This is a genomic window from Pedobacter sp. 22163 (assembly GCF_052045595.1).
In the GTDB taxonomy this organism is placed as follows: domain Bacteria; phylum Bacteroidota; class Bacteroidia; order Sphingobacteriales; family Sphingobacteriaceae; genus Pedobacter.
The window spans coordinates 463,258-479,567 of sequence record NZ_JBQEPM010000005.1 but is presented as its reverse complement, the minus strand read 5'-3'; the positions used below and the strand labels follow the sequence as shown (position 1 = coordinate 479,567).

Here is a 16,310-nt window from a genome sequence, read left to right as displayed (position 1 = left end):
TTTGATTCACCAAACTAACCAAGTTGAAAGCAGCTAAGCCAGATCTAGTCGTTTTATGGAATAAGATTTGTCTTGAGGATGATATAAAATCTTTCGAGCAACTTTACCGCTTTCTATACAGTAGGTTGATCAAATTTTCTATTTACTATGTGGTTGATAAACAGGCTGCAGAAGACCTGGTTACCGAGGTATTTGTAAAATGCTGGGAAAACCGTGCAACAAGTACCCATGTCTTAAATCCCGAAAGTTATTTTTTTATCGCAGTAAAAAATCAATCACTTAAATACCTCAAAAAAAATTCTTCCATTACGTTTATCGATTTAGTTGATGCTGAAGAGAATGTTTCGGTAACAGCACAAACGCCGGAGTATATTTTGGAAACCAAAGAACTGCACCGGCAACTTGATTTTGCCATTGCTGGTCTGGCACCTCAGGCAGCTACGGTTTTTAGGTTGATTAAAGAAAGCGGAATGAAATATAAAGAAGTGGCAGAACTGTTAAACATTTCGCCCCGAACGGTGCAGACCCAATTGTTCAGGGCCATTGCAAAACTCCGCTTAATATTACAGCCTTTAAAAGATCAGGGATCTGATGAAAAAAAGCTTGGAAAACTGATCTCCCTGATTATCTTAGCAGGTACTTTATCTTTTTTTATTTTTTGTAGGCAATTCTAACAGAAAAAGGAACATATCATAAAGGGCGGAAAAAAAAATGACAGATCAAAGATTTACAGAATTGCTTGGAAAACAATTGGCCGGTGAAATTTCACCGGATGAATCTGTTGAACTGAAATCGATTTTAGCCGATAACGGAGCGCTTAGAACAGAATATAAACACCTACAAACTTATTTTGAATCTGAAACCGCTGAAGAAGAAAACATCGATGTTGTTTTTGATCGGATCAGGGCCCAGATCCAAATTCCCGATGAACCCCGTTTAAAGGTTACCAAAAATAAAGGTTACAGTGTTTGGTTAAAAATTGCTGCTGTTGTAGCAATTGTTTTGGCTGGCATTTTGGTGTATAACAGAGACGCGATTTTCTTTAATAAAACAGATCAGCTGGCTTTGAAACAAGTACAAACCAAGGCAACCGAAATTAAAACCATTGTACTGGCCGATGGCTCTACCGTGAAAATTAATTCGGGGAGCAGCTTAAAATACCCTGATCACTTTAGTGTAGATACCAGGGATGTTTATTTATCCGGTGAGGCATTTTTTGAGGTTAAAAAAGATGCACAACACCCCTTTATTGTACACACCGAGCAATTGGCGGTAAAAGTACTGGGTACTGCATTCGATGTTAAGGCTTACCATAATGATGCTTTTACCGAAACGACCCTAATCAGGGGAAGCGTTGCTATTTCGCTTAAAAATAATACCAAGCAAACTTTTATCTTAAAGCCAAATGATAAATTCACTTTGGCTGGTGGTAAAGCAAATTTGAGCCAGCTCACCCATTTTAGTGGAACAGGGGGCGAAAAAGTAATGGAAACCGCATGGACAAATCACGAACTCATCTATAAAAACAACCGTTTTGATGAAATTGCCAGGCTTTTTGAGCGCTGGTACGATGTTAAAATAACCTTTAAAGAAGCCGATCTTAAAACGGTGAAATTTACGGGGCATGTAGATAAAGAAACCATTATCGAAGCTTTAAATGTGCTAAAACTGATCGAAAATTTCAATTATTCGATAAAGGGGAAAAATGTCTATATCTACCGTTAGCACAAACAGTTAAGCAATGTATATTTGTAGCCATGAATTGTGCGCAGAGAATCATATTGTTTATTGGATTGATTTTTCCGCTATGTGCCAATGCGCAAACGAAAGTAAACTTAAATTTTAACGCAGCAAATTTTGAGCAGGTTGTAGAAGCTATACAACAACAAACTGTTTATCATTTCGCCTACAGTGAATCTAAGATCCCTAAACATCAGGTATCCATTAAGGTAGAAGAAGAGGAGGCCATAAAGGTGATCGATCAATTGCTGCGCAATAGTGGTTATACCTATTCTCTTTTGCCGAATAATTTAATCGTAATCAGAAAAAATCCCGAAGGGAAAATGGGGTCTGATAGTGTCCGTTTTTTAAAAGAGGTGGTAATTACGGCTTTGGGTATCGAAAAAGACAATCATAAAGTTGGCTATGCCTTAACCACCATTAAAGGTTCTTCCATCGCTAAGGCAAGAGAGAGCAATATGATTATGGCGCTACAGGGCAGGGTAGCAGGACTTAACATTACCGGTGTAAACGGTGGCCCGGGATCTGCGGCACGCGTACTCATCCGTGGTGTTTCTAGTATGACTGCTGCCTCTCCGTTATTTATCGTAAATGGTGTTCCCATTGATAACAGCATTCGTGGCAGTGCAAATGAATATGGCGGGGCCGATTATGGCGATGGCATTAGTAATATCAATCCAGATGATATTGAAACCATTACGATATTGAAAGGTTCGGCTGCTTCGGCTTTATATGGCGCCAGGGCCGCAAATGGTGTAATCCTCATCAACCTGAAAAGTGGTGGAGAAAATACCCAGCCAAAGCTGGAATACAACGCAAACCTAGCCTTCGACGTGCCGGTTAATTCTACCGATTTTCAATATTTGTACGGTCAGGGGGCACAAAATAAACGTCCTGCCGATCTGTACAATGCAATTACCACAGGTTTGTTGAGCTGGGGAGAACTTATGGACGGCAAATTAACACCCCAAGTGGATGGTTCTTTGCGGCCTTACGCTCCTGTTAAAAATAACATCCAGACTTTTTACCGTACCGCTCCGGCATTTATCAATACACTATCGCTGGTTGGTGGAAATACCAATAATAACTATCGTGTTTCGGTTTCCAATTTAGATTATAATTCAGTTTTAAGTAATGGAGCCCTAAACCGTAAAACGTTAAATTTTTATGGTACAGTAGCGCTAAGCCCAAAAATATCGCTGAGCTTCACCGGTAATTACATTTACGAAAGGAACAAAAACAAAAGTTACCTCAGCGATGGTCCTTTAAATGCAAATTATGGTATCTCAGCCTTGGCCACCAGTTTAGATCAATCGATCTTAGCCCCTGGTTTTGATACCGAAACAGGTTTTGAAACGCGGTGGAATGCGGATGAATATAAAACCAATCCTTATTTTTTAATGAACAAACAGGCCGATTATGCCAATAGAAACCGTTATATCACATCAGCCGTATTAAAATATAAGTTGACCAGCTGGGCATCACTGCAGGGCAGAATTGGCTACGATTCGAGTAAAGATGAAGTGGTGAGTATTTTGCCTACAGGGACCGCATTTTCCATTAACAGGCAGGGCGGTATAAATGCCTATGATCAAAACCATACTTCAGAGCTAAATAGCGATATTTTGTTCAGTGCAACCAGAAACCTGAGCGATAAATTGAACCTTGAATTTTCAATGGGCGCAAATTATCGCGAAAGAAAGGGCAATACTGAAAAACTGAAAGGATCGCAGTTTAAAGTGCCGTATCTCTATGTGCCGGAAAATCTGATTACCAGTACCAAAACATTAGCCATATCCAGAATTGTAACCGAATCGGCTTATTACACTGCCGATCTCAGCTATCAGCGTTATCTTAACTTCTCCGTTACCGGACGTTACGATATCTATTCTACCTTACCTGCTAACAACCGGGGCATATTTGTACCCGGCGTATCGGGCAGTTTTATTTTTTCAGATCTGTTGAATTTGAAAGCCCTGGATTTTGGTAAATTGCGGTTGGATTTTGCCAAAACAAGTGGAGAACCCATCGTTCCATACACGACACAAATCTATTATACCGTAGATAATCAGGTAAACGGCATTCCGGTTGGTGGTTTTTCCGGCGATTTACCCAATTACAATTTAAAACCGTTTACCCTTAATGAAATAGAGGCAGGCCTCGACCTTAAATTTTTCAATAGCCGTTTGGATATCGATTTTACCTATTTCAACCGCATTACCCACAACGAAATTATTAATGCAAAACAATCGGTTACCACAGGTTTTACCTCCGCGTATGTTAACCTTGGCGAGACCCGGAACGCAGGAATAGAGGTTGCGTTGGGCTACACACCAATCCTTACCACAACCAGCAAATGGCAGATTAGCTTTAACATGACCAAGGTAAAGAATACCCTACTTTCTATCGATGGCAACAGTAATTATACCCTTACGGGCACCTATCGGCCGTTAAATGCCAATACGGCCCTGGTGGTTGGTAAACCGATTACGCAGATTATGGCCTACGATTATCTGCGGGATGCTAATGGAAACATCATTATCGGATCGGATGGCATACCTAAACGGGGTAATTTTATTCCAATGGGTGGCACCATGCCGACTTTATATGGAGGGATAACCAACAGTTTTAACTATAAACAGTTTAGTTTTTCCTTTTTGATCGATTATCGCTTTGGCAATAAAATCCTATCCGCAACAGAATATTACAGTTATGTACTTGGCTTAAATAAGGCAACTTTAGTGGGTAGAGAAACAGGTATTGTTGCCGATGGGGTATTAGAAAATGGACAGAAGAATACGATTAATGTTCCGGCTTACGCCTATTACCCTGAACTGGCTACCAATATTTCTGCATTATCGGTGCTCAATGGCAGTTTTATCAAGCTGAGGCAGGCCACATTAGGTTATTCTTTTAGCGAACGTTTTTTAAAAAGAACACCTTTTACTAGTATAGGGATAGATCTGGTGGCGCGGAACCTGTTTACCTTGCTTAAATACACTAAAAATATAGATCCTGAGTCGCAGTTCTCGCCAACATTGGGTTATGCGGGGATAGAAGGGGCTTCATTGCCTGCAACACGTACATTTGGGGTTAATTTTAATTTTAAATTCAAATAAGATGACCATGAGAAAGTTGTGTGTTTTGGGTGCTTTTTTCCTGGCTTTAATGGGCAGCTGTTCTAAGGAAAAGCTGGACGAAATCAATACCGATCCAACCAAACTCACGGAAGACAATTATGATCCCAACAGCTTGCTTGCACAGGCACAGTTAAAATATGCTAATTTGGGTTATTATCAGCTATTGTATCAGAGTACCATGATGCAGCTGCTGGCCTCTACCTATTACTATTACAACAATGGCGATAAATATATCAATGTGGGCAGTTTTACCGATTATCAGGGTCGTATTTTTGATGAAGGTTATGCCGATGCCTCTTACATCAGAGAGATGCAACGACTGGCCAGATTAAAAGATCCGGTGGCCTATAAAAACCTGATTGCGATTGGTGATATTATGTTTGTATTGATTTTGCAAAGAATTACCGATACTTATGGTGACGTGCCTTATTCGCAGGCTGTTAAAGCGATGCAAGGTGTTAAATATCCCGTTTACGACCGCCAGGAAGATATTTATACCCGAATGCTGAACGATCTGGAAACGGCTACCGCACAACTGGATACCGAAAAACCCGGGCCAAGCGCTGATCTTTTTTATAAAGGCGATATCGGTAAATGGAAAAAATTTGGTTATTCGTTAATGGTTAGGATTGCCATGCGGTTAACGAAAGTAGATCCGGAGAAGGCCAGAATCTGGACCGAAAAGGCTGCGGGCAAAACTTTTAACAGTATCAATGACAATGCGATTCTTTTAACCGATGCTTCCTCTTTTAATAGCCAAAATGGAACATCGCTTGCTTTAAGAACATTTTCCGACTATTTGGAAGTGCGGTGGAGTAAAACCTTAATTGATCAGTTAAAAAATACCAACGACCCCAGGTTGGAAGTAATAGGTGAGGTGCCAAAAGACGGATTGGCGAAAAATGCAGATCAGAACTTAAGTGGAAATACCGATGCAGCTGTTCAGCTTGGATTGCCAAATGGATACGATCTACAGGGTGGAGCCACTGATATCAGTCATTCGCCAAACTATCCGGGCGGTACAGGTAGCGGAAGTGATTTTGCTCCGCTGGGAAAATATTCCAGACCACGCACTGCGATGTACCTTAAGCTAGGTGGTCCGATTTTTATCCTGAGTTACGCTGAAATTGAATTTTTGCTTGCAGAAGCTAAAGTGAGAGGGTGGAATATAAATGGAACTGCAAACCTGCACTACATCAATGGTTTAACCGGTGCAATCCAATCACTTGCGCAGCTGGATCCTTTAGCTGCGGTTGATGCCAATAAAATCACTGCATTTGTAAACCAGAATCCGCTTGATGAAAGCAGTACACAAAATGCACTAAGGACAATCAATACGCAATACTGGGTAACTACAGGAACAGATTTTAATTTTATAGAAGCCTGGCTAAACTGGAAAAGGAGCGATTATCCCAAGCTTATTCCCGTAAATTACAAAGGCAATGTTACCAATGGCACCATTCCCCGCCGGATGATCTACCTATCAACAGAGGTGCTGAACAACCCCCAAAATTATAAAGATGCTGTAGCCAGAATAGCTGGAGGCGATGTGCTTACCGCTAGGGTGTGGTGGGATAGATAATAAACCGGAGATTAAGTCTAACAAAGACGTTTTGCAAGATAAGTGTTTTTATAGCTGAAGCAGGTTGTGTTAAAACTCATACATATTGTTCGCCCGTAAGTTTTCGATTGCTATTTCGGCATAGGCAAGTAGGGGCTGTTGTTTTCGCGTTTCTTCTTCAATCGCGATTAAGGGCTTATGTCCGAATTGATTAAAAAATGATCTGGTATGTGCTTGATAATCTTTTAAAAAATCAGTTAAGGAAGCCATATCTGCATCAAAGCCTTCACTTTCAAAGTTAAACTGACAAGAACTTTTGTAAGAGATAAATATCTCATCGCCAATTGAAAATGAAACATTAATGTTCCATGTGTTTGGCCCAGTAGTGCTAACTATTTCTTTATCATCTGTGATCGCGTCTACACAGTAAAGGATGTCGAAAGTGATGAACATTGTGTTTATTTCTCCAACTTTCTCTCCGGTAATTTCAAAGCCGGATTGATAATCGTATGATGTTCTGCTTTCCTTTAAATATTGATCATTGTAGATGTATTCATTTATTGTGATCGGCTTTACATTAAATATTTTCATTGGAGCGTATTTTTAAAATGTATTAACAGTTAGTTTATGAGGTTTATTCTCAATTTATATTGGCGAAACTTTTGTAAAATCTTTTCTTAAATTTTACTAACCAATCTCAAGGTTTTTAAGTCGTAAATTAGAATTTCGCTTTTATCCGTTTTGTCGTACTTGTTATTATTGTTTGTGTCATTGTGGCCCGTTACAATAATGGTTCCTGTTTGTTTATTCACAACCCAGGTACTTACAAAGAGTTTGTTATCTGTTAACTGTGTTCTTTTTTGTCCATCAGGAGATAAGATTATAATCTGTTTTGGGTCGTTCCAGTCTATTCCCTTTTTTTCGTCAAGATCAATAGTTTGGGCTGAAATAATAATTTGATTAATCCCTAGATGGTCAATCTTAACCTGTTCTAGTTTTTCAAAATAGCCGTCACTCGGGAAATCTACCTGTTTTGTTTGTCCGTTTTTAGTATTAATAAACAGCAGGTATTTATTTTTAGCATCAGGTATTTTTCCCCAGTTTTCAACACTTGCAATTACATAATCTGTTCCTTCAACTTCTGTCAGTTTATTGAAATGAGTATAATTGTTTTTGTCCTGACCGTAAGAGCTGAGGGTCATAAGCGTAAAGATGGTTACGAATATTTGCTTCATTCTTATTATTTTATTGGTGTCGAACCTATGATATTTTATAGTTATTTGTCTGTTTCGCTTTTCCATTCATGTTCAATATTCGTCATAAGTAATGCATTGTCAAAAGCCACCGATCCCGGGGGGAAAAGATCTTCGTTTTCAAAAAAACTTGATTTTACTTTCAAAACTTCAAGTGGTCTAACTTGCCAATGGTATGCTTTTAATCTCAGACCATCAAATTTGTCTTTATTTGGTGAATATCCAAGGTCGCCGTTTTCAAAAAAGTCCGATGCATTTTCTAGTGTTTTAAAAATTGATTTATTGTTGAACAAAGGAGTCTCATTAGCATCAATTAATATCTCGGTATTATCTGAGCTCTTAAAGCTAATTTGGTAATTTCCATTTTCTTCTTCTATGTTGAATTTTGCATGAAAGTGTTTGCCTGGGAATATTCGTCCACCAATGAGCGCATTTAATTTTAGCGAAGTATCCCGACGTGGGATATAAACTCCTGATTTTGTTACACCGTCTTCATCCCATTCAACTGCAATTCGATGCGCACCATTTTCAGAATTTACACCCATAAAGTCTGGTAATCCTTTTGGTTTTATATTTTTTAGTCTGATCAGGCATATTCCAACAATGGCCTTTTCCATATAAATTTTTGGTCTAAAAGGATAGGGAATCAATTCTTTCACAATCTTTGGGTCGGCTGTGAAGTTAATTAAGATTCTTCTGTCAATATATCCATGTATTGTTGGGATTCTCATTCCGATTTAATTTTACGCTAACTAAAGTAAATATAGTCGAAATCACACAATATTAATGTTGTTCAATTAAGAGATAGGTATTAATAATTCTTTGTGAAATAATTATCTTAAAGGTGTTTTTGCCGATGATCAGCCGCCTCTCGGCCTATAAAATAAAATATGCCTTCAAGATTAAACTTAAAGGCATATATCAGATTAAAAATGAATTTTACGTTTTTACCGCTTAAAACGAATACGTTAATCCTCCGAAAATATTAAATCCGTTTACCTGATAGTACAAATACCTGCTGTAGTTTGTGTTTAAGATATTGTTTGCTTTAGCAAAAACAGAGAATTTTTTGTTGATGCGGTAATCAGCACCAAGGCCCAAATCTACGTAACCTTTAACCGTTTCAATAAGTTCAATATTCGTATTGGGAATTATGTACTGTGAAGCGGGAACAGGAGCGCCGGTATATACTTTTGCTTTAATATCGTCCTGAATTACAACAGCAGCGTTAAAGCTTAGTTTTTTATTATAGGTATAAACAAAGTTCGAACTTACTTTCAACCCCGGTTTAAACCAAGAGTAGGTTTCTGAGGCAGGTTTCCAATCGTCGATGTTTAATTTGCCTGTCCATTTTAAGGCATCACTTACCTGAACAGAAATCTCACCTTCTAAACCGGTTAATTTTGTTTTACCAAAATCGTATATCACATCAAATTTGTTAAAATCAGTAAAGTTGTTCACGAACAAAGGCATATCATCAAACTGTTTTACATACACGCGTGCCTTGTAACCAAAACCCGGTCCGCCGGTTCCTTTAATACCAGCGCTGAAACTTAACTTTTCAACCGTGTTTTTAACCACAACATTGCTGTTTAACCAAGGGTTTTCATCAGTAAAGCCTTTTAACGAGTTTCTGTTTACATCACCTTTAACTTCTCCGAAAACCTGTAAATAATCAGGGATCAGGGTGAAATCGGCTGTAACCGCTGGGAATATTTTAGAGCTGCTGAAAGCACCAAATTCCTGTACGAAATTAATCCCCGCTGTAATTTTAGCGCCTTTAACCTGTAAACGGATATATGGATTTAAGCGCAACAGGTTATTGCCAACGCTGGTTAAAGCATCTTTGCTGTTACCAAATTCGGTTGATGCAGCTAAACCTAAGTTTAACGAGTTAATACGTTTGTTTACATAACCGTTTAAGCTCAGGTAGTTTTCTTTTGCACTGAATTTATCATTCCAGATATATCCATTGGCTTTTAAAGCATAACTAAAAGCATCTTCATCTTCGGTAAAGTTTTTTACCAGCTCACCTTCCAGTTCAATGGTGGTTAAGGCCTGTTTATCAGGGTTAGGGTTAAGCGTAGGTCTGGCATCATCTATACCATAAAAATAAGTGCCATTACGTTCAAAATTGATGCGGCCACTAACGGTGTTTTGATCTAAGATACTGCGGCCAAAAACACTTAATTGTTGGTTACTGCTATTCTGTTTGTTCAGCTTTCCTTCCTGACTAAAATGTTTAAAATATCCACCAAGCTGTAAACCTTCATCCTTGCCAGTGTTAAAATAAGCTTCGCCCAAAAGGGTAGCTAACGACCCGAATGCACCTTTTACATAGTTGTTAACCAATATGCTTTCTTTTTCTTCGGCCAAAGCTTGTGCCTGTAACTTTTGGATATCGCTGTTCAACTCCAGCTTTCTATCCAAAATGCTGTAGTTTAATTTTGCTTTGTAAGTTTTAACATCATCTAAATTTGGGCTTCTTCTCAGCTTTACAGCCTCGGCCAAAATTGGTTTATATGGACGAACTACTTCAATTTCTTCGTTTACTACTGCTTTTTCATCGGCTTTTTTATCCTGCGCCTGTGCAGTCATTAATCCAGCAGCTAAAAAAAACAGTGAACTATATATATATTTAATCGATTTCATAATGCTACTTCTTCTGGTTTAGTTTTTCTAGTTTTTCTTTGGCTGTAGGAATAATATCATCCTTGCCTTCGTAGTTATCAATTATACTGAGAAGAGTACTTTTCGCCTGTAAATTATCTTTCAGGGCCACATAGTTATCAGATAAAAGGATAAACGCCTTTGCCACCCAGTAGTCGTAAGCGGCCATGTTGTTAACCAGATCGAAACAGGTTTTAGATGAAGTTTTGAAATCACCTTTGTTGTATTCCAATAAAGCTAAATTATATTTTGCTTCTGCGGCAGCAACTGTTTTTGTTTTGGCCACTACATTTTTAAACTCCTTAATTGCTGTGGTGGTATCACCTTTTAACAAGTAGGCTTTACCCGAATATAAGCTCGAACTGTTTTTTTCTTCCTCAGAAGCTTTTTCCGATTCTTTGGTCAGCTGTGCATATTTCAGCATGTCATCGGGCATGTTTAAAGCGGTGTAAGCCTTTAATAAATTGTTGATGGCAAAACTATAGTGCGACTTATAATCAGTGGTAGTTTCTAATCTTTTCAGGTACACAATGGCCTCGTTGTATTTCTTCTGATTTAAGAACAATGTTGATATACTCACTAAAGAACGTTCGGTGTAATCGCTCGTCCAGTCGTTTAAGATAAATTCGTAATCAGGAATGGCTTCATCCGGACGACCTAATTTAACCAATGATTCTGCCCTGATAAATTTAGCCTCTTTTTCATGGTTGGCCTTAGGGAATTTATCAAAGTAAGCATTTACTGCCTGGAATGCACCGTTGGCATCGCCTTTTAAATAGGTGTTATTGGCTGCGGCAAAAACAATATTGTCTTGCTCCGAACCCGAATAATTTCCGAGTGGGGTAGTTGCTGCGTAAGCGATAAAACCATCTGCATCGCCACGATCTACATAAATGTTCTTGATCGATTCCATTGCCTGTTTGGCTTCATCGGCAGTAGGGTAATCGCGGATTACTTTTTTAAACGATTCTAAAGCGGCATCATCCTGATCCTGGTTGTATTGAACCAAACCGATGGTTACCAGCGCTTTTGCCACATAACTGCTACGTGGATATTTGGCAACCAGGGCTACAAGATCTGATTTAGATTTATCAAAATCGCCTTTGTTGAAATAAGTATAAGCGGTTTCGAAACCAGCATCATCAGCGTAATTAGAATTTGGAAAAGTATTCAACAAGCTTTGCATGGTAGCAATTTTCGCATCATACTGCGTTTCCAATCCCTGGATCATTCCTTTCTGGAAAGTGGCGTAATCTTCTGAAGTGGTTTTGCGGCTGATGATTTTGTTGTAATTCGCCATTGCATCACCATAGTTTTTATTTACGAAATACGAATCGGCTAAGCGGATGGTGGCATCATCAATCGTTTTTTGGTCTTTATCGCTACCCGCGAGGAATTTTTCGAAATATGTAGCTGCTTTGCTGTATTTTTCATCTTCGAAAGCTGCATAGGCCAAAGCATAGTTTGCAAAATTGTAAACACCGGTTTTATCGGCATCTGGCATTTTTAAGAATTTCTCGAAAGTGCTAACGGCTTCACCGAACTTACGAAGTTCGTACATCGATTCAGCTTTCCAGTAAGTGTTTAAAGCATTGATCTCGTTGTCTTCAGGGAACTTTTCAGAACGTAAAAACATCGATAATGCATTCGGAAATGCTCTTTCGTTATAAAATTCTAATCCGCGGAAATAGGTTACTTTTTGGTAAGCTTCTTTAGCTTCAAGGTTTTTATCCGGAATAGGTTCTAAAATATCTACAGCTGCCTGATAGTTTTTGGTGGTTAATAAAACCTCACCCAATAAAGTTTTGGCTTCGTTTATTTTACGCGATTTCGGGAAAGTTTTTAAAAAACCCTGAGTGGCCTCTAGCGCCTGCTGATGGAATTCTAGTTCGTAACTTAATTTGGCATAATTTAACCATGCTTCTTCCTGTATACCCTTATCAAAACTTAAACGCGATGCCCTGAAAAAAGCACTCTGCGCTTTTGGTTTATCGCCCAATTGAATAAAGGCTTTACCCAAAGTATGCATACCATTTTGAAGATAAACATCATCGGTGTTTAGTTTTTCTAAAACAGCAACCGACTCCTTGTACTTTTTGTTTTGGAACAAAGAGTACCCATATTGGTAAATGAAGAGGTTATTTTTGGTTTCGCTTTTATCTTTTGCATAATATTCGGCGAAATACTTTTCAGCATTTTTGAATTCAGATTTTGCAAAGTACGATGCTGCCACCAAACTCAACATTTCTGGTTCGAACTGTTGTTTGGTTTTTTGAATGGCTGCTAAAGCATAGCTGATTACATCATCGTAACGCTCGTCAAGGTAATACATCGAAGTGATGTAGTATGGATAACTGGCCTCGTAAGTAGGAGAGCCCTTTAACTTTTCGAAGTTGGCCAATGCCGTTTTATACTCTTTGTTTAAGTAGTTGATATAAGCAAAGTAGTAGGTGGCGCTTTCCTGAAAATCGCCTTCTTCTTTTTTAACTTTTTCGAATAAAGGCTCTGCTTTGTCGTAGTCTTTAAGTTCAAAATAGGCATAACCTTGTTTAAACTGGTATTCGTTTCTTTGTTTGCCGGAAAGGGTAGAAGGATCTGTTTTTTCGAACCATTCTAAAGCTTTTTTATAGTTTTTCTGGTTGAAATAAGTTTTTCCAACGTAGAAATAAGCCAGTTTGGTGTTCGGGTTTAATGGATAATCGCGGATAAATGCCTGAAACAAACTTTCGGCATCGCTATTGGTTAACTCTAGTGCACAAACAGCAGCGTAAAATTTTGCATTTTCTTTCAGTAAAGATAATTCGGCGTTGCTCTCCGTTTGGGTAGAAGGTTTATAACGTTGCAGCTCAACAAGTTTAAACTGTTGTGCAGCTGCAGTGTATTTTTCTTTGTCTAATAATTCTAAGCCCGTTTGATAGTTTTTGTTGAGGTTCTGCACAGCGCTAACCTGAGCGTAGGTGCTAAAACTTCCTGCTAAAAGTAGCGGAATTAGTAAGTATTTTTTCTGCATTGGTTTCAAATATGGTTGGTACTAAATTAGAAATAGTATCAAAGCTTATCAACAGAAGTAATTAACATCTGTTAATAACACAAATTAACGATAGGATTTTTGGTTTGGTATTAAGGGTTGAACGAATGTGGAAAAGTTGAAGGGGTCCATTTGTCATTTGCTTATTTGTCATTGGTGCCGCCGCATCTGGTAGAGGTTCACTGGTTCATTTGTCAATAGTTCATTGGTGCCGCCGCATCCGTCATTGCGAGGCGGCTTTTCAGCCAACAAAGCAATCTATTAAAAGGGTTAACTGGTCAATCATATAATTTGGTAAATTGCCATAGGCTATTAACAATGGACTATTTACTAATGCATTTCTAAAAAGACGCTGGGACTTAGTCCTTTCGGCAAGATGCTAGATTATGGACTCTGCACTAATAAACCAATGACCAATTGAACCAACTACCCCTGGCTTGCCAGCAAATATAGCACAGCCATTCTCACTGCTACACCGTTCTCTACCTGCTCTAAAATAATCGATTGTTTGCTGTCGGCAACATCGCTGGTAATCTCAACGCCTCTGTTTATAGGGCCAGGGTGCATTACAATGATTTCTTTATCGAGGTTATCTAAGATCTGTTTGTTTAAGCCGTACATCATGGCGTATTCCCTTAGCGATGGGAAATATTTAATGTCCTGGCGTTCCAATTGTATACGCAGCATGTTTGCTACATCGCACCAGTTCAAGGCTTTAATTAAATTATGTTCAACTTTTACTCCAAGTTGATGGATGTGTTTTGGGATTAAAGTTGTTGGTCCGCAAACCATTACCTCAGCGCCTAAGCGCTGCAAACAAAGGATATTTGAGATGGCCACGCGTGAGTGCAGGATATCGCCAACAATCACCACTTTTTTGCCAGCAACATCACCAAGCTTTTGGCGGATAGAAAATGCATCGAGTAAGGCTTGTGTTGGGTGTTCGTGCGCACCATCTCCGGCATTTACAATTTGCGCTTTAACGTGTTTACTTAAGAACTGACCAGCACCCGCATATGGGTGGCGCATCACCACCATATCCACTTTCATGGATAAGATGTTGTTTACCGTATCGATAAGGGTTTCGCCTTTGCTCACCGACGAAGATGAGGCGGCAAAATTAACTACATCAGCCGAAAGCCTTTTTTCAGCAAGTTCGAATGAAAGTTTGGTACGGGTAGAGTTTTCGAAAAAGATATTGGCTATAGTAATATCACGAAGTGAAGGAACCTTTTTTATTGGTCTGTTAATCACTTCCTTGAAGTTATCTGCAGTTTCGAAAATCAATTCGATATCATTCCGGTTAATATCTTTAATGCCTAAAAGATGTCGGGTTGATAGTTTTTCTGCTGCCATTTTTATTTATTATTTTCGGAGATTAAAATCACTTTATCTTCACTTCCTTCGCTCGCCCAGGTTACTTTTACCTGTTGCGAGTTTAGGCTATCTACCTGATGTCCAATATAATCGGGTTCGATAGGTAAATGCCTGCTAAACCTGCGGTCTATTAAAACCAAAAGTTCAACTTTCTCTGGGCGGCCATAAGCAAGTAGGGCATCAAGCGCTGCCCTAATGGTTCTACCTGTCCAAAGCACATCATCTATTAAGATTACTTTTTTGCCTTCAATAATAAAATCGATAGAATTGCTACTTGCCGTAACCAATCCGTCTTTACGGCGGAAATCATCTCTAAAGAAAGTAATATCAAGATTTCCCTTTAAAATTTTCTTATTTTTTAGAATCTGTTCAAGATCCTGATGAATGCGATCTGCCAAAAAAATACCCCTCGGCTGGATGCCAATTAAAACGGTATTTGCGAAATCGTCGTGGTTTTCAATTAATTGATGGCAGAGCCTCTTAATTGTAATCTGAATTTTTTGTCCGTCAAGAAGTGTTTTCTTTTGCATTGAAGAAGGATTGGGCAAATATATAAAAATGTTTTAAGGTAAGAAAGTTGAAGATCGATTGTTTTGTTTTTTGATAGTTAAATTGTTCTGTTACAACATTTAAAAATCAATTTTCTATCCCTTGTTGTTGATTTGAAGAGCATACTCAGTTTTTTATCTTAATGTTAGTCCAGCTGTACATATCTGTAATTATTGTAGGAATAGCCTACCGCTGTATGGACATGAATTTCAATCTCCAATTTTTTCATAATGAATTAAATTGACACCCTAATATAGCCTTTACACTTTATTAGACATTCACAAGATACTTATTTTATTAAAAAGCCCTATTTTTATAGCATATGATCCAGCAACCTGTAATCTTCTTTGATGGCGTTTGTAATCTTTGCAATGCATCGGTTCAGTTTGTTATTGCGCACGATAAAAAGGATCAATTCAAATTTACGGCGCTACAGGGTGATTACGCCAAAGAAAAGCTGCCGAAATTTAACGTTGATTTAGAAAAATTGAATACCATTTTATTGCTGGAGGACGGAAAACTCTATACCAAATCTTCAGCGGCACTACGTGTAGCCCGAAAACTCAATGGATTGATCCCACTTCTTTATGCATTTCTCATTGTTCCCAAATCTATCCGCGATTGGGTTTACGATATTATTGCCAAAAACCGCTACCAATGGTGGGGCAGGCAGGAGAGTTGTTGGGTGCCAACACCCGATTTGAAAAGTAAGTTTATAACTTAATTTTGTTGACCATTTTTCTTTCTGCCCGGCGACCAAAGCCAAAGTGTTAAAATAATTAATGGTATGGTAATGCTTAAAGCAATTACAGTCATGATGGCTTTTTGCTTGACCATGTCTGCATCGGTAGAAGTAAATACATAAACCGTTTCTTTAATGGCAAATAGAGTTATAACGGTAGAAAGGACGGCAAATAGTTTACGCATGGTTTAATTTTTAATGCAAAGATTGCATAAATTTTATATTAGACCAACATCAAAGACGCTTCTTT

At 38.5% G+C, this 16,310-nt stretch carries 13 protein-coding genes; 5 read left to right on the top strand and 8 right to left on the bottom strand.

Features of this window, described 5'->3' with window-relative positions; genetic code table 11:
* Positions 1-23 precede the first annotated feature (23 nt).
* From ACTJKN_RS15970 to ACTJKN_RS15955, 4 genes are read left to right on the top strand one after another with little or no spacing between them, the layout of a single operon-like run.
* Positions 24-674: an RNA polymerase sigma-70 factor gene (locus ACTJKN_RS15970; protein WP_440826535.1), complete on the top strand. Its 651-nt coding sequence runs from the start codon at positions 24-26 to the stop codon at positions 672-674.
* Between the two features lie 37 nt (positions 675-711).
* Positions 712-1,725: a FecR family protein gene (locus tag ACTJKN_RS15965; RefSeq protein WP_440826534.1), complete on the top strand. Its 1,014-nt coding sequence runs from the start codon at positions 712-714 to the stop codon at positions 1,723-1,725.
* Between the two features lie 32 nt (positions 1,726-1,757).
* On the top strand, positions 1,758-4,859 hold the full coding sequence (locus ACTJKN_RS15960; RefSeq protein WP_440826532.1) for a SusC/RagA family TonB-linked outer membrane protein: 3,102 nt from the start codon (positions 1,758-1,760) through the stop codon (positions 4,857-4,859).
* A 7-nt stretch (positions 4,860-4,866) separates the two neighbouring features.
* Complete coding sequence (locus tag ACTJKN_RS15955) at positions 4,867-6,462, top strand: SusD/RagB family nutrient-binding outer membrane lipoprotein (RefSeq protein ID WP_440826530.1); 1,596 nt, start codon at positions 4,867-4,869, stop codon at positions 6,460-6,462.
* Between the two features lie 69 nt (positions 6,463-6,531).
* Here ACTJKN_RS15955 and ACTJKN_RS15950 read toward each other — a convergent pair whose 3' ends face one another.
* The 7 genes from ACTJKN_RS15950 to pyrR all read right to left on the bottom strand — a co-directional run bounded on the left by ACTJKN_RS15950 (position 6,532) and on the right by pyrR (position 15,299).
* On the bottom strand, positions 6,532-7,032 hold the full coding sequence (locus ACTJKN_RS15950; protein WP_440826528.1) for a hypothetical protein: 501 nt from the start codon (positions 7,030-7,032) through the stop codon (positions 6,532-6,534).
* A gap of 86 nt (positions 7,033-7,118) precedes the next feature.
* Positions 7,119-7,676: a hypothetical protein gene (locus ACTJKN_RS15945; protein WP_440826526.1), complete on the bottom strand. Its 558-nt coding sequence runs from the start codon at positions 7,674-7,676 to the stop codon at positions 7,119-7,121.
* Positions 7,677-7,717: 41 nt separating this feature from the next.
* On the bottom strand, positions 7,718-8,425 hold the full coding sequence (locus ACTJKN_RS15940; protein ID WP_440826524.1) for a DUF2071 domain-containing protein: 708 nt from the start codon (positions 8,423-8,425) through the stop codon (positions 7,718-7,720).
* A 223-nt stretch (positions 8,426-8,648) separates the two neighbouring features.
* Positions 8,649-10,346: a hypothetical protein gene (locus ACTJKN_RS15935; protein ID WP_440826522.1), complete on the bottom strand. Its 1,698-nt coding sequence runs from the start codon at positions 10,344-10,346 to the stop codon at positions 8,649-8,651.
* A 4-nt stretch (positions 10,347-10,350) separates the two neighbouring features.
* Positions 10,351-13,374 (bottom strand): tetratricopeptide repeat protein, encoded by a 3,024-nt coding sequence (locus ACTJKN_RS15930; protein ID WP_440826521.1) that lies wholly within the window; start codon positions 13,372-13,374, stop codon positions 10,351-10,353.
* Between the two features lie 444 nt (positions 13,375-13,818).
* Positions 13,819-14,748 carry an aspartate carbamoyltransferase catalytic subunit gene (locus tag ACTJKN_RS15925; protein ID WP_029279355.1) on the bottom strand — a complete coding sequence of 310 codons (930 nt, stop codon included), beginning with the start codon at positions 14,746-14,748 and terminating at the stop codon, positions 13,819-13,821.
* A gap of 2 nt (positions 14,749-14,750) precedes the next feature.
* Positions 14,751-15,299, bottom strand: coding sequence for a bifunctional pyr operon transcriptional regulator/uracil phosphoribosyltransferase PyrR (gene pyrR, locus ACTJKN_RS15920; protein ID WP_057933670.1), 549 nt, complete (start codon positions 15,297-15,299; stop codon positions 14,751-14,753).
* 341 nt (positions 15,300-15,640) lie between these two features.
* Between pyrR and ACTJKN_RS15915 the strand changes: the two genes are divergently transcribed.
* Entirely contained in the window at positions 15,641-16,042 is a 402-nt protein-coding gene (locus ACTJKN_RS15915) for a thiol-disulfide oxidoreductase DCC family protein (RefSeq protein ID WP_440826519.1), read from the top strand.
* On the opposite strand, the gene ACTJKN_RS15910 is transcribed toward ACTJKN_RS15915, so the two are convergent.
* Positions 16,039-16,245 (bottom strand): hypothetical protein, encoded by a 207-nt coding sequence (locus ACTJKN_RS15910; protein WP_440826517.1) that lies wholly within the window; start codon positions 16,243-16,245, stop codon positions 16,039-16,041. The genes ACTJKN_RS15915 and ACTJKN_RS15910 overlap by 4 nt on opposite strands.
* Between the last annotated feature and the right edge of the window lie 65 nt (positions 16,246-16,310).